Origin of the sequence: Nitratidesulfovibrio sp. D1 (assembly GCF_051133415.1) — a bacterium.
GTDB lineage: Bacteria > Desulfobacterota > Desulfovibrionia > Desulfovibrionales > Desulfovibrionaceae > Cupidesulfovibrio.
This window is the reverse complement of the sequence record NZ_JBPGNZ010000005.1, coordinates 275950-300806: the sequence shown is the minus strand read 5'-3', so window position 1 is coordinate 300806 and position 24857 is coordinate 275950. Positions and strand designations below refer to the sequence as shown.

Below are 24857 nucleotides of genomic sequence, written 5' to 3'. Positions count from 1 at the left end.
TCTGCGGGCGATGCGGACGCGCTACAGGATGGCGCTTTCGCCGTGTTCGTCGGTGCGGACGCGCAGGGCGTCATCCACGGGGCAGATGAATATCCTGCCGTCGCCGACCTGCTCGGTGCGGTTCACCGCCACGATGGCGTCGATGACGGCATCGACGCTGGCGCTGGGCACCACCAGCGAGATCATGCGCTTGGGCACGTACTTCATCTTGCGGAACTTGCCTTGCTCCAGAACCTTGGGGTTGATCTCCGTGCCGATCTCGCCAGCCAGGCCCTGTTGCTTGCCCCGGCCCAGCACCGGCACGGCGGTCAGGCAGGGGAAGCCCAGCCTGTCCAGCGCTTCCTTGGTGGCGCCCATCTTCTTGGGGCGGATGATGGCGATGATCTCCTTCATGGCGCCACCTACAGGCCCTTCACGCCGGTGCGCACGGTAAGCGCGTCCTCGACGGGCGAGACGAACACCTTGCCGTCGCCGAAATTGCCCGTGTACGCCTTGCACTTGATGAGCGTGAGGATTTCCTCGACGTTGGCATCCTCCACCACCATGACCAGCATGGTGCGGGGCAGTTCGTCGTAGTGCACGCTGCCCACGGTGATGCCCTTCTGCTTGCCGCGCCCGAAGGCGTGGATCATGGTCATGGAGGCGAAACCCGCCTCGGCGAGGCCGTCGGCCACGGTGTCCGCGGCTTCCGGCCGCACGATCGCCTTGATCATCTTGAGAGCCATGGAATCGCTCCTTGCGGTCTGGGTGGGGCGGGTTGCACCGTTACGGGTTGGGGAGGTGCGGCGGTCTAGTCGGTGATGCCGTACTTGATGACCATGGCCTCAAGCTCGTCCATGGTGAGGGGCTTGGGGATGACGAAGTCGGTGTTCTCGATGATCTTCTGGCCGAGCATGCTGTATTCCAGCGCCTGGTTTTCGGCGGCGTCGAACTCCGTCACGGTCTTCTTGTTGAATTCCGCCTTCTGCACGATGTTGTCGCGCGGCACGAAGTGGATCATCCGGGTGCCGATGGCGGCGGTGAATTCTTCCAGGAACTCGCGCTCGCGGTCCACCTTGCGGCTGTTGCAGATGACGCCGCCAAGGCGCACGCCGCTCTGCTTGGCGTACTTCAGCAGGCCCTTGCAGATGTTGTTGGCGGCGTAGATGGCCATCATTTCGCCGGATGCCACGATGTAGACTTCCTGCGCCTTGCCGTCGCGGATGGGCATGGCGAAACCGCCGCACACCACGTCGCCGAGGACGTCGAAGAACACGTAGTCGAGGTCTTCGGTGTAGGCGCCAAGGCTTTCCATGAGGTCGATGGCGGTGATGACGCCGCGTCCCGCACAGCCCACGCCCGGTTCCGGACCGCCCGATTCCACGCAGCGGATGTCCTTGAACCCGGTCTTCACCACCTTGTCGATGGTCACCTTTTCAGCGCCCTGCTCGCGCAGCACGTCCATCAGGGTTTCCTGCGGCTTGCCGCCCAGGATGAGCCGGGTGGAGTCGGCCTTGGGGTCGCAGCCGTGGATAAACACCTTCTTGTCGTGGAAGTGGGCCATGGCGGCTGCGGTGTTCTGGGTGGTGGTGGACTTGCCGATGCCGCCCTTGCCGTAGATGGCGATCTTTCTGGTCATGATGGGCCTCCGTTTTTGGAATGCGCTGCGGTGGCGATGCGTGGGGATTGCGCATCGGGTACGCCGTCCACACTGCATGGGGTGTGCCATGCATGGGTAATGCGCTCGTAACGGGGTTTTTCATGCAGATGATGCGGGGGGATGGGCGGGTATGGTCCGGAGATGTACGTTATGCGAGGGCAAGAAGCGGGGAACGTACGTTTGTGTACGAAGCGGGCGGAGTGGGGTGGGGATGCGTGCTGCGGCTGAAGTGTACGGGAATGTACGTTCGGGGGCGCGGGTGTTCGCGGTGGTGCGGAAGGGTGGGGCGCAGCCATGTCGGGGCATGCCGGTCCGGTGCCGCGTGCGCTGGTGGCCGATACAGGTCCGTTCGTGCTATCCGTTGCGTGGCGCACGGGCCGGGACCACCGTCAATCCTGTTCATACCGTACCGCATGGGGGCCGCATGCCGCATGTTTCTTCGCTGCGTTTCTGGGGCAAGACCAACGACCGGGGCGGCTGGCATCCGCTGCCGTACCATTGCCTGGACGTGGCGGCGGTGGTGCATGCGCTGCTGCGCGCCGATCATCGCCTGTCCGCACTGGTGGACCGCCTCTCCCCGTTGCCGCCCGACGTGACCCGCAAGCTCTTGCTGTTTTTTGCCGCCGTGCACGATGCGGGCAAGTTCGCGGCCACCTTTCAGCACAAGGTGCCGGAACTGGCCACGGCCAACGGCGTTCCGCGCGGGCGGGGCAGGGACGACCATACCTGGCTGGGCTTCCGGTTTTGGAGCGATTGGGCATACGAAGCCCACGATGTCGTGCCGTTCGACGAACGGGCTCTGAGTGCCTTGACGCCGCTGGCGATCTGCGCGTTCGCCCATCATGGCGAACCGGTGGAGCGGGTGCTCGACGGGACGGTGCGCCCCGCCTTCGGTGCCGGGTGGGATGTGGCGGTTGAGCACGTGACATCGTGTGCGGCCTTGTTCCTTGACGGGGTGACCCTGCCGGAACTGGAGCAGACCAGCCTTGCGCCGTTGTCCTGGTTGGCGGCGGGGCTGTTCATCGTGGCGGACTGGCTGGGCTCCAACGAACGCTGGTTTCCCCATGCCGTGCCGGGGCCGCAGGGACCGCCCCCGCAGGGTGCCGGAGCCGACCTGTGTGCATGGTTCGAGCAGGCGTGCACGCGGGCTGATTCGGCCATTGCCGAGTGCGGTCTGCTGCCGCCCGCGCCGCTGGACGCCCCGGCCTTTTCCGCCCTGTTTCCCGCGCTGGCCGCCCACGCCCCGCACCCCATGCAGCAGGAAGCCCTGCGCACCAGCCTGGGAGAAGGTCCACAACTGTTCATCATCGAAGACCTGACCGGCGGCGGCAAGACCGAGGCGGCCCTGCTGCTGGCGGCGCGCCTGCTGGCGGCAGGAAGGGGCGGCGGGGTGTTCGTGGGGTTGCCCACGCAGGCCACGGCCAATGCCATGTACGGACGGCTTGCCGAGTGCGTGGGGCGGCTCTTTCCCGATGCCGCCGCCTCGCTGTTGCTGGCCCACGGCGGCAGGGCATTGCACGACGACTTTCTGGCCTCCATTACGACGGGCGGCCATGCCCACCGGCGGGACGACACCGACGGGCGCGCGGTGTGCACCCCCTGGCTTGCGGACAGCCGCAAGAAGGCGCTGCTGGCGCCGTGCGGGGTGGGCACCGTGGACCAGGCCCTGCTGGGGGTATTGCCCTCGCGCCATCAGGCCCTGCGTTTGCTGGGGCTTGCCCGGTCGGTCTTCATCGCGGACGAGGTGCACGCTTATGATGAATATACATGAAAACTTATACATGTATTACTATTATTTCAGGCCGCGCTGGGCGGCAGCGCGATCCTGCTGTCGGCCACCTTGCCGCGCCGCCTGCGCGATGCCTTCGTGGCGGCGTACCAGCATGGCCTGAAGCTGGGAACCGGGCAGCATGACGATGCGGCCGGCATGGGATGGGGGGCCTGGCCGGGCATGTGGCAGCGTGGGCGTGACGACGAGGAGGAGGGTGTGGGCCACGCCCCGTTTCCCCTGCTGGTCAGGGTCGGAGCCGGGGCTGGGGTTGGGGCCGACGGCGTGCACGAGACGACCGTACCGCCCTCGGCGCGCAGGCTCGACGTGCAGGTAACCCTGCACGACCACGTGGTCCCGTTGCTGGACGCCCTGCGGCGGGTGCACCGGGCGGGCGGCTGCGGCGCATGGGTGCGCAATACCGTGGATGACGCGCGCGAGGCGCGCCGCCTGCTGGTCGAGGAATGCGGCCTGCCCGCCGAGGACGTGCTGCTGTTCCATGCCCGCTTTGCCGGGTGCGACCGGCAGCGGATAGAGGCGCGCGTGCTGGAATTGTTCGGCAAGGATTCCACGCCCGAAATGCGGCGGGGAAAGATTCTGATTGCGAGCCAAGTGATTGAACAATCAATCGACGTCGATTTTGATATTTTGTCCACCGACCTTGCCCCCATGGACCTGATGATCCAACGCGCCGGGCGGTGCCAGCGCCACGGCGGACGCCCGCGCCCGGCCGGATACGAGTCCGCCCGCATGCTGGTGTTCGCGCCGGACCCCGTGGAGGACGCCGATGCCACTTGGTACGCGGCGCTGTTTCCCTTGGCCCGCCACGTCTACCCGGACGTGCCCACCCTGTGGCGCACGGCCCGGCTGCTGCGTGAGCAGGGCGGATTGCACCTGCCGGAACAGGCCCGACCACTGGTGGAAGGGGCCTACGCGGGCAAAGTGCCGCCCGGCGTCGAGCAGGCGGGGGTAGCGGCAGAGGCGGAGGCCATGTCCCGGCGGCAGATGGGGGCGTACAACGTGCTGCATTTCCCGTTCGGGTACGAGCGCACCGCCACGAACAATAAATGGGATGCCGACGTGCGTACGCCCACGCGTCTGGGGGAACCCACCGTCTGCGTGCGCCTGCTGCGCGTGGAGGAGGGGCGCGTGCGTCTGTGGGCGGATGGCGAAGGGGATGAGGACACCGCGCACGTTGTGGGGCAGCCCCTGACCATGGCCCGATGCCTGCGTTCCGAAGTCAAGGTGGCGGCATGGAGGGTGGCAACCGCCGTGTACCCGCCGGAACTGGAACCGGCCGTGCAGGAGCTTGCGGAATGCATGCCGGACAAGGGAAAGTGGGCTGTGCTGTTGCCGCTACGGCCGGATGGAGATGGATGTTGGGTGGGGGAGGTCATTGGCGGGGATGACAGGTGGCGGGAGGCGCGATATACGCCGGAGGACGGATTATTTATTTCATAAAATAGTCCGGAATGTATAGTGTGTTATGTTCCCGGCCGTGGAGCGGGGATGGCCCGGTAGTGTGGCTTTGATAGAGGGCATTACCAGTGAGTTCCCCGCACAGCGGGGATTGTATCTTGCTGAAGAACCAGGGCAGGCGGAAACCGGCTGCCCTGGTTTCTTTTTGTGTACATCGTTTTTTAAATATTTATTGCGCCAGTTGCAAGGCCATGTTAGCAAAATATAAAAGGTAGTATGGCTGCAAGAGATACCGTCAGCATCCTGTCCTGCTGCGACAGCGGCTGGCCATTGTGCATACCCGGCCCGTGAAGCGCCGCTTCCTTGAACACCACCAGCCACACGTGTATCCAATTGTAACTATTGGTGGCAAAACCCTCAACCAAGGACCACGCCATGCCCCTCAATCTCTTGACGGACCGGTGGATTCCGGTGCGCAGGATTGATGGCAGCACGGACGTCATCGGCCCGTGGGAGATCGTCCCGCCCGACGGCGGGGCCATTCCCCCGCCTGTCGACCTGCTGCCGCCGCGCCCGGACTTTCGGGCGGCCCTGCACGAATTCCTCATCGGTCTGCTGCAACTGGCCATGCCCCCGCGCGATGATGCGGCCTGGGGGCAACTGCTGGACGCCCCTCCCTCTCAGGAAGCGCTGCTGGCGGCCCTTGCCCCCTTTACCTCGTGGTTCCGCTTGGATGGCGACCGCCCCCGGTTCATGCAGGATCTGACCCTGCCCGAGCCTGGCCCCAAAGACGAACTGCTGCCCGTGGCGTCGCTGCTCATCGACGCGCCGGGTGCCAAGACCGTCCGTGACAACACCGACCATTTCATCAAGCGCGACCGGGTGGACGCACTCTGCCTGCCCTGCGCGGCCATGGCCCTGTATACCCTCCAGACCTTCGCCCCGGCGGGCGGGGCGGGCATCCGGACATCACTGCGCGGCGGCGGTCCCATGTCCACCCTGGCCGTGCCGGATGACGACCCGCAACGCCCGGCTCGGCTGTGGCGCACCCTGTGGGCCAACGTGCTGTCCGCGCCGCGTTGCAGGTACGGCATGCCGTCGCCAGACCAGTACCCCGGCGGGGTGTTTCCGTGGGGTGCGCCCACCCGCACCAGCGAAAAGGGCGAAACCACCTCGCCGCAGGATGTGCATCCCCTGCACGCCTATTGGGGCATGCCCCGGCGCATCCTGCTGCTGCCGCGCATCGAATCCACCCCGTGTGCATGCTCCGTGTGCGGCAATGGCACAACGGAAGTGGTGCGCCAGTTCGTCCAGCGTCCGTCCGGCTACAACTACGGTCCCACCTGGAAGCACAACCTGACGCCCTATCGCTTCCAGAAAGGGGATGCGCCCGCGCTGCCCCTCAAGGGCAACCCCGGCGTGACCGGCTACACCCACTGGCTGGGTGTGGTCTGCGGCGAAGGGGAGGGCGACGGCAACATCGACCGGGCGGCCTGCGTGAGCTTTGCCCTGTCGCAGCGCCGCCTGCGCGGGCAGGTGCGGGTGCGCGCCAGCGGGTACGACATGGAGAACATGAAGGCCCGGCAATGGTGCGAGGGCGAATACCCCGTCCTGACCGCGGAACACGTGGACCTGGCCGAATTCCGCGCCCAAGTGAAGGAAATGGTTGCGGATGCCAATACCGCGCGCCAGCAACTGCTGTGGTCGCTGCGCCGGGCCATGTTCGGCGACAAGGCCCAGGCCAAAAGCGACGCCGCGCCGTTTCAGGGCTACGCCGGCATGTTCTGGAGCGAGACGGAAGCGCCGTTCTATGAAATGGTCGCGCGGCTGGCCGAACCGGATCGCGCGGCTGGGGAGGAAGAGGCTGACAGCCCCGGCGAGCTGGGCGGGCAGGATATTTCCAATGCGGAAACGGTGCGTCGCCAGTGGGCGCAGGTGCTACTGCGGACGGCGCTGCGCATCTACGACACTGCGCTGGAAGGCATGTTGCTGGCCGGAGACGGCAAGCTCTGGCAGCGCGATGCGCAAGCCAGGGGCGGCCTGAAGGCAACCCTGTACAAACGTCTCAACATCACCCTGCAACCCGTTGCGTGAGGTTTTTCCTATGAACTGCACGGACTATGCGGCCCCCCTCGCCAGATGGTGGGGAACGCTGGACGGCAACCGGGGCATGCGGGCGCGGTTGCGCCGGGCCCGAACGCCCGACGATGTGTATTCCCTGTCCGAATTCCACCGGGGGGTCATCGGCTACCTTCAGAGCGGCGACAACGGCCAGCCGGTGCTGGAACTGCCCGGCGGTCTTGTGCCGGAGGGCGACAAGCCCGCCTTGGCCTTCGTGGCGGGGTTGCTGGCCCAGGCCCCGGAACTGGACCGCCTGCACTTCGCCGCCCGCCTTGCCATGGTCGAACAGGATCGCGGCGGATCGGGCGACTTTCGCTTCCGTCGGCTTATCGTCGTGGGCGATGCGGAAACGGACGCCCTGTTCGCCAAGCTGCGCCGACTCATCATCTATACCCGCACCGCCAACGTCGAAAGCCTGCTCTACGCCGCCTTCCACTGGAACAACGACACCCGCCGCAAGTGGGCGGAAAAGTACTACAACCCCGCCCCCCGCAAAGGAGATGCGTCATGACCACGCCCCGTTTCGTCCAGTTGCACATCCTTACCAGCTATGCCGCCGCCAACCTGAACCGCGACGATACCGGCCGCCCCAAAACCGTGGTCATGGGCAATTCGCAGCGGCTGCGGGTATCGTCGCAAAGCCTCAAGCGCGCCTGGCGTACCTCCGATGTGTTCAAGGCGGCCCTTGCCGGGCACATCGGCACCCGCACCAAGGAACTGGGGACGGCCGTCTTCAACGCGCTGACCAAGGGATGCACCCTTGACCAGGCCCTGCATGACGCCTCGTCCACCGGCAGTCTGCTCGTGCTCAAGGACAAGCCCGCGCGCGAGATCGCCCAGGCCATTGCAGGCACCTTCGGCGCGCTCAAGAAGGACAAGGGCAAAGGCAAGCCTGATAAAGACAAGCAGGATGCGAACGGGGGGGAAGGCGCCGCCAACGCCGATGAATCCCTGCACATCGAACAACTGGCCCACCTCACCCCGCAGGAACTCAAGGCCGTGGCCGCGCTGACCGAAGCGTGCCGCGCCTCCGGCAAGGCTCCGGGTGCGGAGGAATTGGATCTCTTGCGGCGCGAGCACATGGCCGTGGACGTGGCCCTGTTCGGACGCATGCTGGCCGCCAGCAAGTCCCACAGCGTGGAGGCCGCCGCGCAGGTGGCCCACGCCCTGACCGTGCACAAGGCGGAAGTGGAGGACGACTTCTTCACCGCCGTGGACGACCTGAACCGCGACAGCACCGGAGCGGGGCACATGGGCGTCATCGAGTTCGGCGCCGGGCTGTTCTACCTGTATGCCTGCATCGACACCCACCTGCTGCGCGAAACCCTGGGCGACGATGCGTTGGCCGCCAGGGCTTTGGCCGCGCTGTGCCAATGCGCCTGCACCGTCAGCCCCACCGGCAAGCAGAACAGCTTCGCCAGCCGCGCCCACGCCTCTTTCTGCCTGGCCGAGCGCGGCGATGCTCAGCCCAGATCGCTGGCCGTGGCCTACCTGAAGGGGCTGGAGGGCGAAGCCGACATGCTGCCCGCAGCCATCGCCGCGCTGACCACGACGCGCGACAATTTCGCCAAGGTCTATGACGACACCACCGAGTCGCGCCACTTCAATCCGCTGACGGGCGAAGGCAGCTTGGCCGAGGTCTGCGCCTTCATCGCGGGGTAGGCCATGCGCGACTACCTTCTGTTCACGCTGTATGGCCCCATGCAGTCATGGGGTACGTCGGCGGCCGTGGGCGAGGTGCGCCCCACGGCGGGGCACCCCACGCGGTCCGGCGTCATGGGCCTGATCGCGGCGGCGTTGGGCATCCGGCGTCACGAAGAGGACCGCCTGGCGGCGCTCTCCGGGGGGTATGGCCTTGCCGTGGCGACGCATGCCTCCGGCGGCCGCCTGGTGGACTATCACACCGTGCAGGTGGGTGGGGCGGCGCGCGGCCGCGTCTACCGCACCCGCAGCGACGAGGTGGGCGGCATGCTGCCGCATGGCGAAGAGCCCAACACCATTCTCTCCGATCGCGAGTACCTGACCGACGCCTGCTTCGTGGCCTGCCTGTGGGCTGCGGACGACGCCCCCCCGCATGCGCTGGACGACATCCGGCAGGCCCTGCTGACACCGTGCTTCACTCCTTCGCTGGGGCGCAAGTCGTGCCCGGCGGGATTCCCTTTCGACCCCGTCATGGTCCGGGCTGCGGATGCGGGAGAAGCGCTGCTGGGCTACTCTCCGTGCCGGGGGGCTTCGGTTGCGGCGCGTCGCCTGCTCTGCCCCGGCGGGGTCGGGGAATTGCCGGTGTGGGCCGATGCAGGGCACGGGATCACCGAGGGCAAGGCCATGCTGCGCGCCACCGTGCGCGATCGGGTGTCGCACCATGGGCGACGGCAGTTCGTGCTGCGCGAAGAGGAACACCTGTCCCTGCCGCTCAGGAGGAAAACGTCATGATCATCAGCAAGATGCTGCTGAACCCGCAAGAGGCGGTACACGGTGGATCGTACCGCAGCGCCCCGGCGTTGTCGGGCCGTTCCGTGTACGATGGCCATCAGGCGCTGTGGGCGGCGTTTTCCGATGGTCCGGACCGGCGGCGCGACTTTCTGTACCGGGAAATCGCACCCAATGCCTTCCTTGCGGTATCTGTCCGTCCGCCCGTAAGTGCCCCCCCCCTCTGGAAGGTGCAGAGCAAGGTCTATGACCCGCAACTGCGGGTTGGCGAACGGTTGCACTTCTCGTTGCGGGTCAACCCCGTCCGCAAGACGCGCGACGGCGACGGCAGGCAGGTGCGCCACGACGTGGTGCAGCATGCCCGGACGGAGTGGAAAAAGGCGCACGGCAAGGACAGCCGGGACATGCCCTCGCGCATGGACTTTGCCCGACAAACCGGATGGGACTGGCTGGCTGCACGGGCGGCTGCGCTGGGCCTGGCCCTGGGGGCGGACGACGAAGCGCTGTTCGCCGTGGAGCGGTACGAACCGTGCGTGTTCTACAAAAAGGGCGCAGGCAAGGTCACCGTGACCCAGTTGGACATGACCGGCTTTGCCACGGTGGCCGACCCGGATGCCCTGAAGGTTGCATTGTTCCAAGGCGTTGGCTGCGCCAAGGGGTTCGGCTGCGGCTTGTTGCTCATTCAACGCGCGCGATGACCGGACGCACCCGGCGGTGGAATGCCGCCGGGCGCGTTGTCGTTTTGCGCAGGGGAGGAGAGAGAATGAGTACGGAACCATTGCCCCGCCTGCGTCCGCTGGCCATCAAGGAACGGACCTCGCTGGTCTTTCTGGAAAAGGGTCAGTTGGACGTACTGGACGGCGCCTTCGTGCTGGTGGACGCCACGGGCGTGCGTACGCACATTCCGGTGGGCAGTGTGGCGTGTATCCTGCTGGAGCCGGGCACCCGTGTTTCCCATGCCGCCGTGGTGCTGGCGGCGCGGGCGGGCACGCTGCTGGTCTGGGTGGGCGAGGCGGGGGTGCGCCTGTACGCTGCCGGTCAGCCCGGCGGTGCACGTAGCGACAGGCTGCTGTACCAGGCGGCCCTGGCGCTGGACCCGCAGACCCGGCTCAAGGTGGTGCGGGCCATGTATTCCATGCGGTTCGGTGAGGAGGCCCCCGCCAAACGCAGCGTGGAGCAGTTGCGCGGCATGGAGGGGGCACGTGTGCGGGCCATGTACGGGCTGATGGCAAAGCAGTACGGGGTGCGCTGGGATGCCCGGCGCTACGACCCGAAGGACTGGGACAAGGGGGATTTGCCCAACCGCTGCCTGAGCGCCGCCACCGCCTGCCTGTACGGGGTGAGCGAGGCGGCGGTGCTGGCGGCAGGCTATGCCCCGGCCATCGGGTTCATCCACACGGGAAAGCCCTTGTCGTTCGTCTACGACGTGGCGGACCTGTTCAAGTTCGAGACGGTGGTGCCCGTGGCGTTCCGCATCGCGTCGCGCAAGCCTGCGAACGACGTGGAAGGGCAAGTGCGACGGGCCTGTCGCGATGCATTTCGCGAGACGAAGTTGCTGCGGCGCATCATCCCGACCATCGAAACCATGTTGTCCGCCGGTGGGCTGCCCGTGCCGGAAGCCCCGGACGAGGCCGTTGGTCCGGCGTTCCCGGCGCCGAAGGGGGTGGGGGATGACGGTCATCGTACTTGAGAACGCACCGGCCCGGCTGCGGGGACGCCTTGCGGTGTGGATGCTGGAAATCCGGGCGGGGGTGTATGTCGGCCGTGTTTCGCCCAAGGTGCGCGAAATGCTGTGGGAAAATGTGCTTGCAGGCATAGAGGACGGAAACGCCGTCATGGTGTGGGATACACCGACGGATTCCGGCTTCTCGTTCCGTACGCACGGGCCAAACCGCCGCATGCCTGCGGATTTCGACGGCATGACGCTGGTGTCGTTTCTGCCGGTGGAGGGGAGTGATGAGAACTCGGTGTAGGCGGATGGAAGTGGGATGAAATCGGTAACTTTTTGACTGGTATTTTTGTTCTGTGATATCATCACTGTATGGGAAGAGTGTTCCCCGCGTCCGCGGGGATGAACCGGAACTGTTCGGCTCCTTCAAGTCCTACTGCTCGTGTTCCCCGCGTCCGCGGGGATGAACCGGCGCGGCGCCGCCCCCATCCCCCAGGGCTGCAGTGTTCCCCGCGTCCGCGGGGATGAACCGCCCGAGGTGGCGGCGTTGGCCCCGAAGCCCGAGTGTTCCCCGCGTCCGCGGGGATGAACCGTGGTTTTTTGAGGCGCTGGTGTCACCGTGCCCGTGTTCCCCGCGTCCGCGGGGATGAACCGGTGCCGCAGCAATGGCGCTTTCTGGTGGATGCGTGTTCCCCGCGTCCGCGGGGATGAACCGGTCAACGTGTTCCCCGCGTTAGCGGGGATGGAGTGTTCCCCGCGTCCGCGGGGATGAACCGATACACGAGGAGATACAGCGATGAGCGATGAAGTGTTCCCCGCGTCCGCGGGGATGAACCGACCATTGGGCGAATCATTTGGTGTAAGGACTGGTGTTCCCCGCGTCCGCGGGGATGAACCGGTGCGCATGTACGTCGCCACCTGCTGGTACGGGTGTTCCCCGCGTCCGCGGGGATGAACCGGCTGGGTGATGCCGCTGACAAACGGAGGCACGGTGTTCCCCGCGTCCGCGGGGATGAACCGTACGGTCGCGGGACACATAGGGCCACGCCTCCGTGTTCCCCGCGTCCGCGGGGATGAACCGGTTGGCCTTGATGCCCTGATTGATGAAGCAACGTGTTCCCCGCGTCCGCGGGGATGAACCGGCGCATTGAATCAAGGGATCGCGCTCGCGCAGGTGTTCCCCGCGTCCGCGGGGATGAACCGCCTGCACATGTTGATCGGAATGGACCTGATTCGTGTTCCCCGCGTCCGCGGGGATGAACCGTTGACTCTCCAGGCGCTGGTGCAGGTGTTGCTGTGTTCCCCGCGTCCGCGGGGATGAACCGGCCCGTGTACGATTTCTTTGCGGATGGGGTGGGTGTTCCCCGCGTCCGCGGGGATGAACCGGTCATTCCCTACACCACCGCCGTTCAGGGCGGGTGTTCCCCGCGTCCGCGGGGATGAACCTTCATTTGCGGCTCGGAAAGAGATTTCCGCGCGGTGTTCCCCGCGTCCGCGGGGATGAACCGAAACAGGAAACGGAACATGGTGCGCCTCCAAAGTGTTCCCCGCGTCCGCGGGGATGAACCGGCCGCCGAACCGTACGCGGACCCGGCGGCAACGTGTTCCCCGCGTCCGCGGGGATGAACCGCGGACCATGCCCTCGCCGATGCCCTTAGCCCAGTGTTCCCCGCGTCCGCGGGGATGAACCGGAGCTTGCCGTATGAGTCTGCGCGACCGCGTAGTGTTCCCCGCGTCCGCGGGGATGAACCGTTGTTCAGGGTGCCCCCGGCCGCCTTGTCCAGGTGTTCCCCGCGTCCGCGGGGATGAACCGCTCGGGCAGGGCACGGCCAATGACGCGGACTAGTGTTCCCCGCGGACGCGGGGATGAACCAGCTGCGCGGCCTCTTCCATGGTCAGGCGCGGGGTGTTCCCCGCGTCCGCGGGGATGAACCGCCCGGTGGCATGGTGCCGCTCAACAGGACGGCGTGTTCCCCGCGTCCGCGGGGATGAACCGTCTGAATTTCGTGCGCGGCTTTGGCTGGGACAGTGTTCCCCGCGTCCGCGGGGATGAACCGATGGCCGCCGTCTGGGTGGCCGCATCGCTGCCGTGTTCCCCGCGTCCGCGGGGATGAACCGACCACGGCCTTCAACTCGTCCCAGGTCTGGCAGTGTTCCCCGCGTCCGCGGGGATGAACCGGACATTCAACAAGCCCTTCATGGGGTCCAAGCGTGTTCCCCGCGTCCGCGGGGATGAACCGAACTCGAACACGACCGTGTTGATCGCGCTCGAGTGTTCCCCGCGTCCGCGGGGATGAACCGAACTCGAACACGACCGTGTTGATCGCGCTCGAGTGTTCCCCGCGTCCGCGGGGATGAACCGAAACCAACTCGCGGCTAATTCGTGGTGACGACGTGTTCCCCGCGTCCGCGGGGATGAACCGGATTTGAGCAACGTCACGGCCGGGGTGACCGCGTGTTCCCCGCGTCCGCGGGGATGAACCGGCGATGACAGGTGCGCAGCTTGGGAGCGTTGAGTGTTCCCCGCGTCCGCGGGGATGAACCGCGACCGCACTTGTTGAAGCAGGCCACGAGGAAGTGTTCCCCGCGTCCGCGGGGATGAACCGACCCTGCCGAAACCGGCGCAGCATAGGGGGCAGTGTTCCCCGCGTCCGCGGGGATGAACCGGCTATCTGGCCGAGGTCGCCCATCCCGTCCAGGTGTTCCCCGCGTCCGCGGGGATGAACCGCGCAAAGGCTTCACGACCATTCAGGTTTCGACGTGTTCCCCGCGTCCGCGGGGATGAACCGTACGACGGCGACCGCGAGGCCGGGCCCGTGTCGTGTTCCCCGCGTCCGCGGGGATGAACCGCCGTGGTCCCTGATGCGTCGACCGTGAAAGCAGTGTTCCCCGCGTCCGCGGGGATGAACCGGCGAGGCGGACTACCTTGTCCGGTGGCTAGACGTGTTCCCCGCGTCCGCGGGGATGAACCAGAACTTTCCGCGCCTGCGTCCCACCTTGCGGCGTGTTCCCCGCGTCCGCGGGGATGAACCGCGCCAACGCCAAGGCCGAGGTCAAGCAGACGCGTGTTCCCCGCGTCCGCGGGGATGAACCGAACATGAACATCATGGGCAGCGCGGCGAAGTTGTGTTCCCCGCGTCCGCGGGGATGAACCGGCGGAGGATACGAACCTGCGCCCCTCGTTATTGTGTTCCCCGCGTCCGCGGGGATGAACCGGCCATCGTAGACCGCGACGCAGCGGTGTCCACGTGTTCCCCGCGTCCGCGGGGATGAACCGAACACGAGCGGGCCATGGGCCAGCAGGCCACCGTGTTCCCCGCGTCCGCGGGGATGAACCGCACTTGGTGGGCACGCCTGCGATGTCGAGATAGTGTTCCCCGCGTCCGCGGGGATGAACCGGTAGAGGCGGACCTTTGCCGTGGCCCAATCGGGTGTTCCCCGCGTCCGCGGGGATGAACCGCTAACTACCTGCTGTCAAAGGAGCTTGCCGTAGTGTTCCCCGCGTCCGCGGGGATGAACCGTGCCTTCAATACGCTGGACTTGGATATAGCCGGTGTTCCCCGCGTCCGCGGGGATGAACCGGGACAAGTTTGCCAAGGTCCGTCTGCATTGCCGTGTTCCCCGCGTCCGCAGGGATGAACCGCCGGTAAATCGCGGAAAGTCAACGGCATAACCGTGTTCCCCGCGTCCGCGGGGATGAACCGGTATCGCCGCCGGACTCCACCATGACGATGGCGTGTTCCCCGCGCCCGCGGGGATGAACCGGCAGGAGCCATGTCCGGGTCGGTCTGGCCACCGTGTTCCCCGCGCCCGCGGGGATGAACCGGTCCACCACGGATGTGAAGCGCAGACGTCCTTGTGTTCCCCGCGCCTGCGGGGATGAACCGGCGAAACCGTCGGACAGGTCGTGCATCCGCTTGTGTTCCCCGCGCCTGCGGGGATGAATCATTCCCCGACGTGGGCGACCGCTGTTCCGGCTGGTGTTTCCCTTTGTAGTCGGTTCATGCAGGAGATGGGGAATTTTTTGTGCCCAAGGCGATGCTTTGAAAATTTCATCAGATGGGCACACATCCCAAAAGCAGAAGGGGTCAGACTTTCGTCTAACCCCTTGCTTTCATTATGGAGCCAGCATGGAGACTTGAACTCCAGACCTGCTGATTACGAATCAGCTGCTCTACCAACTGAGCTATGCTGGCTTGCGGGCTGCTGGCGGATGCTCCGCCGGAAGCGAGAAATGCTTGATATGGAAGTTGGCAGGTGAAGTCAAGCGGGTTGTGGGACGGCGGCGGGTGGTGCATGCCGGGCAGGGCCGGGAGATGGTGGGGATTGCGCCTGTCTTCCTGGTGTCCGCCGATGGGGCATCATTCACTGTCCGCCATCCCCAGCCCGGTCCCGTCACATCCGGAACAGTCGCGGCCTCTCCGTTCGCATTCCGCCCCATCCAACCCCATCCCGTTGTCCACGGTTGCTGGTCAATTTTCTAGAGAATATTTTTATGCGGATTTCTTGACAAAATGCTCCTGGTCGCGCAACTGTGCAACAACAAGAACTGGAGCACCCCCTCATGATCCGCGAAATGCTGACCCTCCGCGAAATCGCCCGCCGCCTCGACGTGCCCCCCTCCAGTATCGCCTACTACAAGGACAGGTTCGCGCGCTTCCTGCCCGCCGGAGAAGGGCGGGGCAGGCGGCTGCGCTATCCCGTGCATGTGCTGGACATCTTCAGGGAGATCAGGAGCATGTACACGCGCAACGTGGCGGCGGAACAGATCGAGGAACGGCTGGAGGAACTGGTGGCTGCGCTGTCCGCTTCCGTGGGGCAGTCCGGCCAGCCGTCGGGCCAACCGGGCACGAGGTCGGGCGCGCGTCCGTCCGGCACCGGGGCGGAACCACACCTCCGGGACCGGTTCCGCGCCTCCGACGGAGTGCCGGGCATGGACCGCCCTCTGGACGCCGCCCCGCGCATGGCGGATGGCCCTGCCCCAGACCCGGCCGTGGAAGGGCTGCCGGGCATGCTCGACCGCATGGCCACGCTGCTTCAGGTGCAGGGGCACATGCTGGCGGAACTTTCCAGCCTGCGCCGCCAGGTGGAGGAATTGAGCGCCGACCGCGACACGCTGCTGGCCGCCTTTGACGAGCGCGCGGCCCGGCTGGACGAAGCGCTGGAACTGCTGCGCCGCGAACGCACGGAGGCCGTCACCCGCCTTGTGGACGACTACTATACGGTGGTGTCGGGGACTGCGGGAGCCGGGCCAGGCGGGAAAGAGGGCGCGGCTGGGGATGGCGTGCGCTCAGATGGTGTCGGGGACGGACAATCGGCATCCGGTCAGGACGCATCCGGTGCCGAGGCGCCCGAAGATGGCACATCGGGCGCCAATGCTTCAGACTCCACCTCAAAAACAAAACCCGGCGATGCGCGGGCCGCGTCCGGCCAGGATTCCGTTACCACGCCGCCCGCAACCCTGTTCGACCTGCCGCTGGTCATCCGGCGCAACAGCGAATACCTGGGCGTGTCCGGCCGCGACAAGGCGTTCACCCTGCGCAAACTGTTGGCGCTGGTGGACCGTCACGCCGCCCGGCGGCACCGCGTGGGCATGGATTGGGGACGCTCCGGCTCCGCGTGGGTGCTGCGCCTGACCACGGACGAGCCCGCCAGCGGCAGGCAGGGCGGCAGCCGCACCCATGAACTGACCCTGCAACTGGTCACCACGCCCAGCGGCAACCACGTCACCCGGCTCTCGCGCCTCGCCATCAACGGTGATACGGTTCCGGACCGCTTCCTGCTGGAATTGTTTCGGAATATCAAGGAAAGTTACGAGTCCCGCTAGGTGTGCCCGCGGCACGGACAGTCTCGCGTCCGGGTTGTACGGTTCGCGCGGGCTTCGCGTGCCTGCGGTTAGGGGCTGTTTCTAAATTGTCCTTTCGTTCGTTGGCAAGGAAAACGAGCCTGCCATGAGGGAGTGCGGCAGCCGTTAGGTGAGCGAAGCGAACCTTACGGATGGCGACCGCAGAGCGTACTCTTACCGTATTCGACCGAGCCTTAGCCGTTAGGCGAGCGCACAGCGCGAGTCTTACGGATAAGGACAGCAAAGCCATGGCAGACGAAGTTTGACGTAGCCAACGAACGAAAGGACAATTTAGAAACAGCCCCTACGCCACGGCAAGCTCCATGTTCCCCCAGATGCCCACGCGCCCGCCGCACTGGGCGTACACGCCCTCTATGCCCAGGTGCGCCATGGCCGCCGCGCGTTCGGTCACGCGGGCCACGTCGTCCGGCCCTTGCAACATGTTGCCGAACAGGGTGGCCGCCGCGTCGGCCAGGCTAGCGTCGCGCGCCCGCACCGCCGCGATGTCGCCGACGCCCAGGCTCAGCGAATGGCCGATGGTGGCCGATGACGAGCACAGCGACACCGGGCAGTCCGCCGCCTTCACCACCACGCCGATCATCTCGCCGCTGGACGGGTCGGGCAGCAGGCCCACCACCCGGTCGCGCCGCGAGCAGATGTAGATGTCCCCGCCGTTCTCCACGATGATGTCCGGCGACACCGGGGCAAAGCGTTCCGCCACCATCTGGGCCACGGTGCCCGCCACCGCCGCGAAGGGGCCAACCCCGGCGATGTCGGCCCCGTGCGCCATGCGCCGGGCCACTTCCGGGGCGCTGGCGGGCGTGGGCACGGGCACGAGGCTGGTGCGAAAGTCCGGCGCAAGCAGCATCCACGCCTTGATCTGCCCGCGCAGTTCGGTGACGTAGGCGGCGATCCGGTCCGGCAGGTCGGGCAGTACGGGCAGACCGGGCTGCCCCGCGCTGGCGGTCACCCACAGGTCGGTTTCCTCCACCACGACCTGAAAGACCACCTCGTCCTGGTGGCGGGCGGTGCGCTTGCGATAGCCGCGCACGTGGTCGGTATGCACGGTGATGGCTTCCGGGGCGGGGGACGCCGGGCGTTTGCCGGTGTTGTTGCGTCTGGTGCTCATGGGGCGGTTTCACCACAGGGGCGGGCGGGCGTCAATTCCCGCCGTGCTCGCCGCAGACCCGCGCCCCCGCCGTTCCCGCCGTTCCCGGCGTCCATCCTTTCCGGGACGGGCCGCATTCTTTACAAGCGGCGGGCTTTGAGGCTAGGAAACCCTTTTCCGCATCACGTTTCGCAGTGCCGCAACACAAGGATGGAGCCATGCCCAGACATTTCAAGCGAATCAGGGACCTCGGCTACGAGGGCGCCTGGAAGCTGCTGCAACGCGCCAAGGAAATGAAGGACACCGCCCACCGGGGCAAGATCATGGACGGCAAGACCGCCATCCTCATCTTTGAGAAGGCGTCCACCCGTACGCGCGTGTCCTTCGAGATGGCGGTGCGCCACCTTGGCGGCTCCACCATTTTCATGACCCCGGCGGAAAGCCAGTTGGGCCGCTCCGAACCCCTGCGCGACACCGCCCGCGTGCTCTCGCGCTACGCCGACTGCCTGGTGGTGCGCACCTTCGGCCAGTCGAAGATCGAGGAACTGGCCGAATACGGCTCCATCCCCGTGGTCAACGCCCTGACCGACGAAGGGCACCCCTGCCAGGTCATGGGCGACGTGCTGACCATGTACGAGCGCACCCCCGACCTGTCCAAGGTGCGCGTGGCCTGGGTGGGCGACGGCAACAACATGGCCAATTCGTGGATCGAGGCGGCCATCTACTTCCCGTTCGAGCTGTTCATGGCCTTCCCCGAAGGCTACGAGCCCGACCGCGACCTGCTGGGCTACGCCATGCAGGCCGGGGCCAAGATATTCCTGACGCACGACCCGCGCATGGCCGTGGACGGCGCGCACTACGTGAACACCGACGTGTGGGCTTCCATGGGCCAGGAAGAGGAACAGAAGAAGCGCGAGGCCGCCTTCAAGGGTTACCGCATCGACGATGCGCTGATGGCCCTTGCCGCGCCCGACGCCAAGTTCATGCACTGCCTGCCCGCCCACCGGGGCGAGGAAGTGACCGACGAGGTGATGGAAGGCCCGGCCTCCATCATCTTCGACCAGGCGGAAAACCGCCTGCACATCCAGAAGGCCATTCTGGAATGGGTCTTCTCGGAATAGCACCGCGCCACGGCGCGCGCCGCGCGGCGCATGCCGCGCAACATACCGCACAACATACCGTACAACGGGGCTGAAACGACATGGCCAAGGATATCAGGAAGGTCGTGCTCGCCTATTCCGGCGGGCTGGATACGTCGGTGATCCTGAAGTGGATCGCCGTCACCTACGGCTGCGAGGTGGTGACCCTTACCGCCGACCTCGGGCAGGAAGAGGACCTGGACGGCGTGGACGCCAAGGCCCTGCGCACCGGCGCCAGCCGCGCCTACGTGGAAGACCTGCGCGAGGAGTTCGCGCGCGACTTCATCTTCCCCATGATGCGCTCCGGCGCGGTGTACGAAGGGCGTTACCTGCTGGGCACCTCCATCGCGCGTCCGCTCATCGCCAAGCGCCTGGTGGACATCGCCCGCGCCGAGGGCGCGCAGGCCGTGGCCCACGGCGCCACCGGCAAGGGCAACGACCAGGTGCGCTTCGAGCTTGCGGTCAACGCCCTGGCCCCCGACCTGGACGTGATCGCCCCGTGGCGCATCTGGGACCTGCGCTCGCGCACCGACCTCACCGCCTTCGCCGAAAAGCACGGCATTCCGCTGTCCACATCGTCCAAGCAGTACAGCATGGACCGCAACATGCTGCATTGCAGCTTCGAGGGCGGCGAACTGGAAGACCCGTGGTGCGAGCCCGGCCCCAACAGCCACGTCATGGCCGTGCCCGTGGAACAGGCCCCGGACACGCCGGAATACATCACCATCGACTTCGTGAAGGGCGACGCGGTGGCCGTCAACGGCGAGGCCATGAGCCCGGCCACCATCATCCGCACCCTGAACGCCATAGCGGGCAGGCACGGCATCGGCCGCCTGGACATGGTGGAAAACCGCTTCGTGGGCATCAAGTCGCGCGGGGTGTACGAAACCCCCGGCGGCACCGTGCTGCACATCGCCCACCGCGACCTGGAAGGCATCTGCCTGGACCGTGAATCCATGCACCTGCGCGACCAGATGATCCCGCGCTACGCCGAGGCCGTATACAACGGCTTCTGGTTCGCGCCGGAACGCGAGGCCATGCAGGCGTTCATCGACAAGACGCAGGAAACCGTCAACGGCGCCGTGCGCCTCAAGCTGTACAAGGGCAACGCCTTCCCGGTGGGCCGCACCTCGCCCAACACCTTGTACTGCCACGACCTGGCTACCTTCGAGGATTGCGCCACCTACGACCACGCCGACGCCGCGGGCTTCATCAAGCTGCAAGGGCTGCGCGTGCGCGGGTATGCGCAGCGGGTGAAGAAGGGCTAGGCGTTCCGGCCGGAGGGGCAGCCTCCCTCCGGCGGTCAATATGTTCAGCATGTTCCGTGGGGCCTCCCGTATGGGGGGCCTTGCGCGTACCAAGCCGCCGCAACGGCAGGGACCAGCAATGGCCGAAAAGAAGATGTGGGGGGGGCGGTTCCGTCAGGCCACCGCCGCCCTGGTCGAGGAATACACCCAGTCCGTATCGTTCGACCGGGCTTTGTACGCGCAGGACATCGCGGGCTCCAAGGCGCACGCGCGCATGCTGGCCAAGCAGGGCGTGCTGACCGCCGACGAGGCCGCGCGCATCGTGGAAGGGCTGGACATGGTGCTGGCCGAGATAGAGGGCGGCGCCTTCGTCTGGCGGCGCGAGCTGGAAGACGTGCACATGAACATCGAGAGCCGTCTCACCGAACTGGTGGGCGACGTGGGCAAGAAGCTGCACACCGGGCGCAGCCGCAACGACCAGGTGGCGCTGGACTTCCGCCTGTTCGTGTCCGACCGCATCCGCGCCTGGCGCGGCCTTGCGCGCGACCTGGTGGCCGTGCTGGCAGAGCGCGCGGGCGAGCACGCGGACACGCTGCTGCCCGGCTGCACCCACATGCAGCCCGCCCAGCCGGTGAGCCTTGGGCACCACCTGCTGGCCTATGCGTGGATGCTGCGCCGCGACGCTGAACGCCTGGCCGACTGCGACCGCCGGGCGCGCGTGTGCCCGCTGGGCGCGGCCGCGCTGGCTGGCACCACCTACCCGCTGGACCCGGCCTTCGTGGCCGCCGAACTGGACATGTACGGCACCTTCCGCAACAGCATGGACGCCGTGTCCGACCGCGACTTCGTGCTCGAATCGCTGTTCTGCGGGGCGACGATCATGGCCCACCTGTCGCGCCTGTGCGAGGAAATCATCATCTGGGCCAACCCGGCCTTCGGCTTCGTGCGGCTGCCCGATGCCTACGCCACGGGGTCGTCCATCATGCCGCAGAAGAAGAACCCCGACGTGGCCGAGATCATGCGCGGCAAGACGGGGCGCGTGTACGGCGCGCTGACCGCCATGCTGACCACGGTGAAGGGCCTGCCCATGACCTACAACCGCGACATGCAGGAGGACAAGGAACCGTTCCTCGACTGCGACCGCACCGTGTCGGCGTCGCTGGAGATCATGGCGGGCATGCTGCGCGAACTGGGCTTCAACGAAGCCCGCATGCGCGCCGCCCTGCGCGCGGGCTTCCTGAACGCCACCGAGCTTGCCGACTACCTGGTGGGCAAGGGCATTCCCTTCCGCGAGGCGCACCACCTGACCGGGGCCGCCGTGGCCCTGGCGGAAGAACGCAACGTCACGCTGGAGGAATTGCCCCTGGCCGATCTGCGGGCCATCTGCGACCGCATCGGCGACGATGTCTACGCCGTGCTGGACCCGGCGGCCGCCGTGGCCCGGCGCGAGATGCCCGGCGGCACCGGCCCCGCGTCGGTGGCGGCGCAGCTGGCCGAGCTGGCCGACTGGCTGGAAGGGTAAGGTCTGTTTACGCCATGGTCCTTTTGTCCCCTGCCGTCGTCAGAATGATTTTTTATTCCGGTCAAATACAGCAAGAGTATATTCCCTCCACAAAAAATCATTCTTCCTTGGCAGTGAACAAAAATCCTCATGGCGTAAACAGACCCTAAGACCGCCCTGGCCAGATTGCCGATAAACTGCCTGAAAACGGGCCGCCTTCCGGCAGGGGGCGGCCCGGCGCAAACATGGCCCGCCGCTTTGCCGCGCGGGCCACGCAAGGATGCCATGCAACGCAACAAGAAGCTCATTCCCGCCCTGCTGCTGGCCGTGCTGTTCAGCTGGGCTCTGTACAACCTGCTGGCCGTCTCCGGGATGCTGCCCGGCAGCGGCCAGGTGGTGGAGCAGGGCGACGACGGCTCGGCGCTGCTGCCCGCCGAACTCAAGGCCGAGGTGACCGCCCTGAACACGGCGGACGAGACGGCCTCGGACAACGAATGGATGGCCATGGTCACCCAGGCCGCCAGCGGCAGGTACTACAAGGACGCGCGCGACCGCTCGCTGACCCTGGCCGCCTCGCGCGCTCTGGAGGCGGGCAAGTTCGCCGTGGCCATCACCGCCGCCGAGGTCATGTACCGCCCCGAACCGCGCGAGGACGTGCTCCAGGCCGTGGTGCGGGAGGCGGCCAAGACGCGCGCCACCATCAAGTATTCCGTGCGCGCGGCGCGCAACCTGTCGAAGCTCGACCAGCGGCGCGACGCGTACGCCCACATTATCGACGCCTGGGCGCAACTGGCGACGGGTGGGCAGTCGCAGTCCGGCGAAGCCGCAACCGCCGGAAATGACGGCATACCGGCGGCTCCGGGGGCAGCCGGACTGACCGTGGGACCCGCGGGAGTGGGGCAGTAGGCGGGCCGCGCGATGGGGGCGCGGATATAGGAACGCGGTAGCCGGGCGTCCGTTCTGCCGTTTTCAGGCGGAATTGCGACAGATTCTACTTGACCGCCGGAAAAAGTCCGACTAATTCTCCAATCGTGTCGGTCGATGCTCCGGGTGTGCCGTGCGTCGGGATCGGCACGGGCTTGTGGCAAGAGTTTCGGCGAGTCGATAGGCATCCCACCTACAGAGTTTCTGCCCGATCTTTCGCACGAGCGAACCCCCCCATTTTCCCTGCAAGGAGTTTTCCTGATGTCCAAGTCTCTGTATGTGGGCAACCTGCCTTTCTCCGCCTCCGAAGACGAAATCCGCGACCTGTTCTCCCAGCACGGCCAGGTGCTCAGCGTGAAGCTGATCTCCGACCGTGAAACCGGCCGTCCCCGCGGTTTCGGCTTCGTCGAAATGGAAGCCGCCGACGCCAGCAGCGCCGTGGAAGCCCTGAACGGCTACTCCTTCGGCGGCCGCGCCCTGAAGGTCAACGAAGCCCAGCCCCGCGCTCCCCGTCCGCCCCGCTGGTAGTACCGGCGCGGCCGCACCGCTTCGGGCGTCATGCGCGCCATGAGCCGGTGACCACGCGGATACGCAGCAATCACAAGGCCCGCCTGCCGGAGTACCGGTCAGGCGGGCCTTTTCGCTTGCGGGCGGCCGGTCAGCGCGGTTGGGTCCGCTCCGGCGAAAGAATGCTCGCCAGGGTGCCGTCGGCCCGCATCCGCTCGATTTCCGCGTTGATCTCGGGCAGGCGGCCGGACAGCGGGGAGTGGCGCGAAAAGGCCATGTACAGCGGATAGCTGCGTACCGGGCGTTCCGCCCTTCCCACGGCGGCCCGGATGTCGGGCCGGGCGTTCAGGTAGGCCTCGGCCACCAGGTCGTTGCTCAGGCACAGGTCCACCCGGCCGCTGCGCAGCTTGGCGAAGTTGCTGTCGTCCGACGGCGCATACTCCACGAACAGCCCCAGCCGGTCCACCGCCGCCAGGAATTCCGGCGAGTAGGTGTAGCCCTGCACCAGGCCGATGCGGTAGGGGCGCAGGTCTTCGAAGCGCTGCCAGGCGAAGCCGTCATGGCCGGGCCGGGAGTAGTAGAGCGACTGGCGCGCCTCGGCCACCGGCACCGAAAAAGCCAGGGACGCCTCGCGCTCGGCGGAATGGGCCAGCATGCTCACCCCGTCGGCGCTGCCGTCCTCCACCATGTGCAGCACGCGGTTCCAGGGCAGCAGCCGTTGCCGCACGGGGATGGACAGCCTGCGGAACAGTTCGTCGGCAAGCGCGGTGGCGACGCCCCTCACCCGGCCGCCTTCGGCCGTCATGGTGTACGGGGGGTAGACGGTGTTCACCAGCAGGAACGCGCCGTTGCGGCCGTCGCTGGCCGGAGCCCCGGCGCCGTTGCCGGCCAGCGCCAGGGTGGGCAGGCCGCACAGCGCGAACAGGACGAGCCGGAACAGCAATGGCAAGGCGCTGGCCGGGCGGCATGGCGCATGGTGGAGGGACCGGACCGGTGACGATGGCATGAAGGGCCTGCTGCGTGGGCGCCCGGACGGGCCGGGCGCGGGATATTCCGCGATGCGGGTGGGCCGGTGGCGTACCGGCGGGCGAGTCATAGCAGATGCGCGGCAAATGGCAATGCCCTTCGGCAACGCGGGATTTTGCGCCGCCTGCAAAAGGCAGCGGCATGCATAACATGCCGTGGATATGAGAAAGGACAATGTGATATAACGCCGGAGGGCGCCGGTGCGGACGGGGAGCGGCCCGGACGCGATGGGGGCGAAACCGCGCACTGTGCGCCGGGCAACGAAAAAGGCCCCGGAAACAGGGGCCTTGGCATCGTGGCGGAAGCGTATAGGAGTCGAACCTACCATGGACATCTCTGCCCACCACCGGTTTTGAAGACCGGGCGCCACACCGGTGACGAAACGCTTCCGCGAGGGTTCGGCGTATCTAGCAGAATCGGGGTGGCACGGCAAGACGGGGAAACGTGTCCGCGCGGTGCGCGTCCGCGTGGCCGCGTGGCCGCGGAGCGGGCGTGCGGGAGTGGACGGCAGGCG

General features: G+C 66.7%; 21 protein-coding genes, 2 tRNA genes and 1 CRISPR repeat array. Of the genes, 15 read left to right on the top strand and 8 right to left on the bottom strand.

From position 1 onward, the window contains the following. Positions 1 to 21 precede the first annotated feature (21 nt). The 3 genes from ACR4XJ_RS12060 to nifH all read right to left on the bottom strand — a co-directional run bounded on the left by ACR4XJ_RS12060 (position 22) and on the right by nifH (position 1618). On the bottom strand, positions 22 to 393 hold the full coding sequence (locus tag ACR4XJ_RS12060; RefSeq protein WP_434755425.1) for a P-II family nitrogen regulator: 372 nt from the start codon (positions 391 to 393) through the stop codon (positions 22 to 24). An 8-nt stretch (positions 394 to 401) separates the two neighbouring features. After that, the gene (locus ACR4XJ_RS12055) at positions 402 to 725 is read right to left on the bottom strand and encodes a P-II family nitrogen regulator (RefSeq protein WP_434755424.1); all 324 of its coding nucleotides are present in this window, start codon (positions 723 to 725) and stop codon (positions 402 to 404) included. 65 nt (positions 726 to 790) lie between these two features. After that, on the bottom strand, positions 791 to 1618 hold the full coding sequence (gene nifH, locus ACR4XJ_RS12050; protein ID WP_434755423.1) for a nitrogenase iron protein: 828 nt from the start codon (positions 1616 to 1618) through the stop codon (positions 791 to 793). 445 nt (positions 1619 to 2063) lie between these two features. Here nifH and ACR4XJ_RS12045 point away from each other — a divergent pair, with 445 nt between their 5' ends. After that, entirely contained in the window at positions 2064 to 3410 is a 1347-nt protein-coding gene (locus ACR4XJ_RS12045; protein WP_434755422.1) for a CRISPR-associated endonuclease Cas3'', read from the top strand. Positions 3411 to 3431: 21 nt separating this feature from the next. Here ACR4XJ_RS12045 and ACR4XJ_RS12040 read toward each other — a convergent pair whose 3' ends face one another. Then, a complete protein-coding gene (locus tag ACR4XJ_RS12040) occupies positions 3432 to 3635 on the bottom strand; it encodes a hypothetical protein (RefSeq protein WP_434755421.1) in 204 nt (67 codons plus the stop codon). On the opposite strand from ACR4XJ_RS12040, the gene ACR4XJ_RS12035 reads away from it, so the two are divergent. The 8 genes from ACR4XJ_RS12035 (at position 3627) to cas2e (ending at position 11350) form a co-directional block, all read left to right on the top strand. Further along, complete coding sequence (locus ACR4XJ_RS12035; protein WP_434755420.1) at positions 3627 to 4868, top strand: hypothetical protein; 1242 nt, start codon at positions 3627 to 3629, stop codon at positions 4866 to 4868. The genes ACR4XJ_RS12040 and ACR4XJ_RS12035 overlap by 9 nt on opposite strands. A 393-nt stretch (positions 4869 to 5261) precedes the next feature. Further along, positions 5262 to 6920 carry a type I-E CRISPR-associated protein Cse1/CasA gene (gene casA / locus ACR4XJ_RS12030; protein WP_434755419.1) on the top strand — a complete coding sequence of 553 codons (1659 nt, stop codon included), beginning with the start codon at positions 5262 to 5264 and terminating at the stop codon, positions 6918 to 6920. 10 nt (positions 6921 to 6930) lie between these two features. Continuing rightward, positions 6931 to 7458: a type I-E CRISPR-associated protein Cse2/CasB gene (gene casB / locus ACR4XJ_RS12025; RefSeq protein WP_434755418.1), complete on the top strand. Its 528-nt coding sequence runs from the start codon at positions 6931 to 6933 to the stop codon at positions 7456 to 7458. Beyond that, entirely contained in the window at positions 7455 to 8609 is a 1155-nt protein-coding gene (cas7e, locus tag ACR4XJ_RS12020; protein ID WP_434755417.1) for a type I-E CRISPR-associated protein Cas7/Cse4/CasC, read from the top strand. The genes casB and cas7e overlap by 4 nt, the downstream gene beginning before the upstream one ends. Positions 8610 to 8612: 3 nt before the next feature. Then, the gene (gene cas5e / locus ACR4XJ_RS12015; RefSeq protein ID WP_434755416.1) at positions 8613 to 9380 is read left to right on the top strand and encodes a type I-E CRISPR-associated protein Cas5/CasD; all 768 of its coding nucleotides are present in this window, start codon (positions 8613 to 8615) and stop codon (positions 9378 to 9380) included. Then, entirely contained in the window at positions 9377 to 10075 is a 699-nt protein-coding gene (cas6e, locus tag ACR4XJ_RS12010; protein WP_434755415.1) for a type I-E CRISPR-associated protein Cas6/Cse3/CasE, read from the top strand. Before cas5e ends, cas6e begins: the two co-directional genes overlap by 4 nt. Before the next feature lie 65 nt (positions 10076 to 10140). Further along, entirely contained in the window at positions 10141 to 11067 is a 927-nt protein-coding gene (cas1e, locus tag ACR4XJ_RS12005; RefSeq protein ID WP_434755414.1) for a type I-E CRISPR-associated endonuclease Cas1e, read from the top strand. Beyond that, on the top strand, positions 11048 to 11350 hold the full coding sequence (gene cas2e / locus ACR4XJ_RS12000) for a type I-E CRISPR-associated endoribonuclease Cas2e (RefSeq protein ID WP_434755413.1): 303 nt from the start codon (positions 11048 to 11050) through the stop codon (positions 11348 to 11350). The genes cas1e and cas2e overlap by 20 nt, the downstream gene beginning before the upstream one ends. Before the next feature lie 77 nt (positions 11351 to 11427). Beyond that, positions 11428 to 14994: direct repeats of the CRISPR family, unit length 29 nt; unit sequence GTGTTCCCCGCGTCCGCGGGGATGAACCG. A gap of 172 nt (positions 14995 to 15166) precedes the next feature. Here the strand turns inward: cas2e and ACR4XJ_RS11995 are convergent. Further along, positions 15167 to 15242: transfer RNA gene (locus ACR4XJ_RS11995), tRNA-Thr, on the bottom strand. Positions 15243 to 15610: 368 nt separating this feature from the next. On the opposite strand from ACR4XJ_RS11995, the gene ACR4XJ_RS11990 reads away from it, so the two are divergent. Beyond that, positions 15611 to 16873, top strand: a complete 1263-nt coding sequence (locus ACR4XJ_RS11990) for a MerR family transcriptional regulator (protein ID WP_434755412.1) — start codon at positions 15611 to 15613, stop codon at positions 16871 to 16873. A 322-nt stretch (positions 16874 to 17195) separates the two neighbouring features. On the opposite strand, the gene ACR4XJ_RS11985 is transcribed toward ACR4XJ_RS11990, so the two are convergent. Next, on the bottom strand, positions 17196 to 18020 hold the full coding sequence (locus ACR4XJ_RS11985; RefSeq protein WP_434755411.1) for a UPF0280 family protein: 825 nt from the start codon (positions 18018 to 18020) through the stop codon (positions 17196 to 17198). 197 nt (positions 18021 to 18217) lie between these two features. On the opposite strand from ACR4XJ_RS11985, the gene argF reads away from it, so the two are divergent. From argF to ACR4XJ_RS11960, 5 genes are all read left to right on the top strand, one after another. Further along, positions 18218 to 19120, top strand: coding sequence for an ornithine carbamoyltransferase (argF, locus tag ACR4XJ_RS11980; protein WP_434755410.1), 903 nt, complete (start codon positions 18218 to 18220; stop codon positions 19118 to 19120). An 80-nt stretch (positions 19121 to 19200) separates the two neighbouring features. Further along, positions 19201 to 20406: an argininosuccinate synthase gene (locus ACR4XJ_RS11975; RefSeq protein WP_434755409.1), complete on the top strand. Its 1206-nt coding sequence runs from the start codon at positions 19201 to 19203 to the stop codon at positions 20404 to 20406. 118 nt (positions 20407 to 20524) lie between these two features. Further along, entirely contained in the window at positions 20525 to 21907 is a 1383-nt protein-coding gene (gene argH, locus ACR4XJ_RS11970; protein WP_434755408.1) for an argininosuccinate lyase, read from the top strand. A gap of 264 nt (positions 21908 to 22171) precedes the next feature. Further along, positions 22172 to 22792: a hypothetical protein gene (locus tag ACR4XJ_RS11965; RefSeq protein ID WP_434755407.1), complete on the top strand. Its 621-nt coding sequence runs from the start codon at positions 22172 to 22174 to the stop codon at positions 22790 to 22792. A 279-nt stretch (positions 22793 to 23071) separates the two neighbouring features. Next, positions 23072 to 23338, top strand: coding sequence for an RNA recognition motif domain-containing protein (locus ACR4XJ_RS11960; protein WP_007528059.1), 267 nt, complete (start codon positions 23072 to 23074; stop codon positions 23336 to 23338). 130 nt (positions 23339 to 23468) lie between these two features. Here ACR4XJ_RS11960 and ACR4XJ_RS11955 read toward each other — a convergent pair whose 3' ends face one another. Continuing rightward, a complete protein-coding gene (locus ACR4XJ_RS11955) occupies positions 23469 to 24323 on the bottom strand; it encodes a substrate-binding periplasmic protein (protein ID WP_434755406.1) in 855 nt (284 codons plus the stop codon). Between the two features lie 316 nt (positions 24324 to 24639). Next, positions 24640 to 24733, bottom strand: a tRNA-Sec gene (locus tag ACR4XJ_RS11950). Positions 24734 to 24857 lie beyond the last annotated feature (124 nt).

Bases quoted from the DNA above. Each gene is read 5' to 3' on its own strand.
- cas5e (WP_434755416.1), top strand. From the start codon at position 8,613: ATGCGCGACTACCTTCTGTTCACGCTGTATGGCCCCATGCAGTCATGG.
- ACR4XJ_RS11990 (WP_434755412.1), top strand. From the start codon at position 15,611: ATGATCCGCGAAATGCTGACCCTCCGCGAAATCGCCCGCCGCCTCGAC.
- ACR4XJ_RS12060 (WP_434755425.1), bottom strand. From the start codon at position 393: ATGAAGGAGATCATCGCCATCATCCGCCCCAAGAAGATGGGCGCCACC.
- ACR4XJ_RS11965 (WP_434755407.1), top strand. From the start codon at position 22,172: ATGCAACGCAACAAGAAGCTCATTCCCGCCCTGCTGCTGGCCGTGCTG.
- argH (WP_434755408.1), top strand. From the start codon at position 20,525: ATGGCCGAAAAGAAGATGTGGGGGGGGCGGTTCCGTCAGGCCACCGCC.
- argF (WP_434755410.1), top strand. From the start codon at position 18,218: ATGCCCAGACATTTCAAGCGAATCAGGGACCTCGGCTACGAGGGCGCC.
- casA (WP_434755419.1), top strand. From the start codon at position 5,262: ATGCCCCTCAATCTCTTGACGGACCGGTGGATTCCGGTGCGCAGGATT.
- ACR4XJ_RS11985 (WP_434755411.1), bottom strand. From the start codon at position 18,020: ATGAGCACCAGACGCAACAACACCGGCAAACGCCCGGCGTCCCCCGCC.
- cas2e (WP_434755413.1), top strand. From the start codon at position 11,048: ATGACGGTCATCGTACTTGAGAACGCACCGGCCCGGCTGCGGGGACGC.
- casB (WP_434755418.1), top strand. From the start codon at position 6,931: ATGAACTGCACGGACTATGCGGCCCCCCTCGCCAGATGGTGGGGAACG.
- cas1e (WP_434755414.1), top strand. From the start codon at position 10,141: ATGAGTACGGAACCATTGCCCCGCCTGCGTCCGCTGGCCATCAAGGAA.
- nifH (WP_434755423.1), bottom strand. From the start codon at position 1,618: ATGACCAGAAAGATCGCCATCTACGGCAAGGGCGGCATCGGCAAGTCC.
- ACR4XJ_RS12055 (WP_434755424.1), bottom strand. From the start codon at position 725: ATGGCTCTCAAGATGATCAAGGCGATCGTGCGGCCGGAAGCCGCGGAC.
- ACR4XJ_RS11960 (WP_007528059.1), top strand. From the start codon at position 23,072: ATGTCCAAGTCTCTGTATGTGGGCAACCTGCCTTTCTCCGCCTCCGAA.
- cas7e (WP_434755417.1), top strand. From the start codon at position 7,455: ATGACCACGCCCCGTTTCGTCCAGTTGCACATCCTTACCAGCTATGCC.
- cas6e (WP_434755415.1), top strand. From the start codon at position 9,377: ATGATCATCAGCAAGATGCTGCTGAACCCGCAAGAGGCGGTACACGGT.
- ACR4XJ_RS11955 (WP_434755406.1), bottom strand. From the start codon at position 24,323: ATGCCATCGTCACCGGTCCGGTCCCTCCACCATGCGCCATGCCGCCCG.
- ACR4XJ_RS12045 (WP_434755422.1), top strand. From the start codon at position 2,064: ATGCCGCATGTTTCTTCGCTGCGTTTCTGGGGCAAGACCAACGACCGG.
- ACR4XJ_RS11975 (WP_434755409.1), top strand. From the start codon at position 19,201: ATGGCCAAGGATATCAGGAAGGTCGTGCTCGCCTATTCCGGCGGGCTG.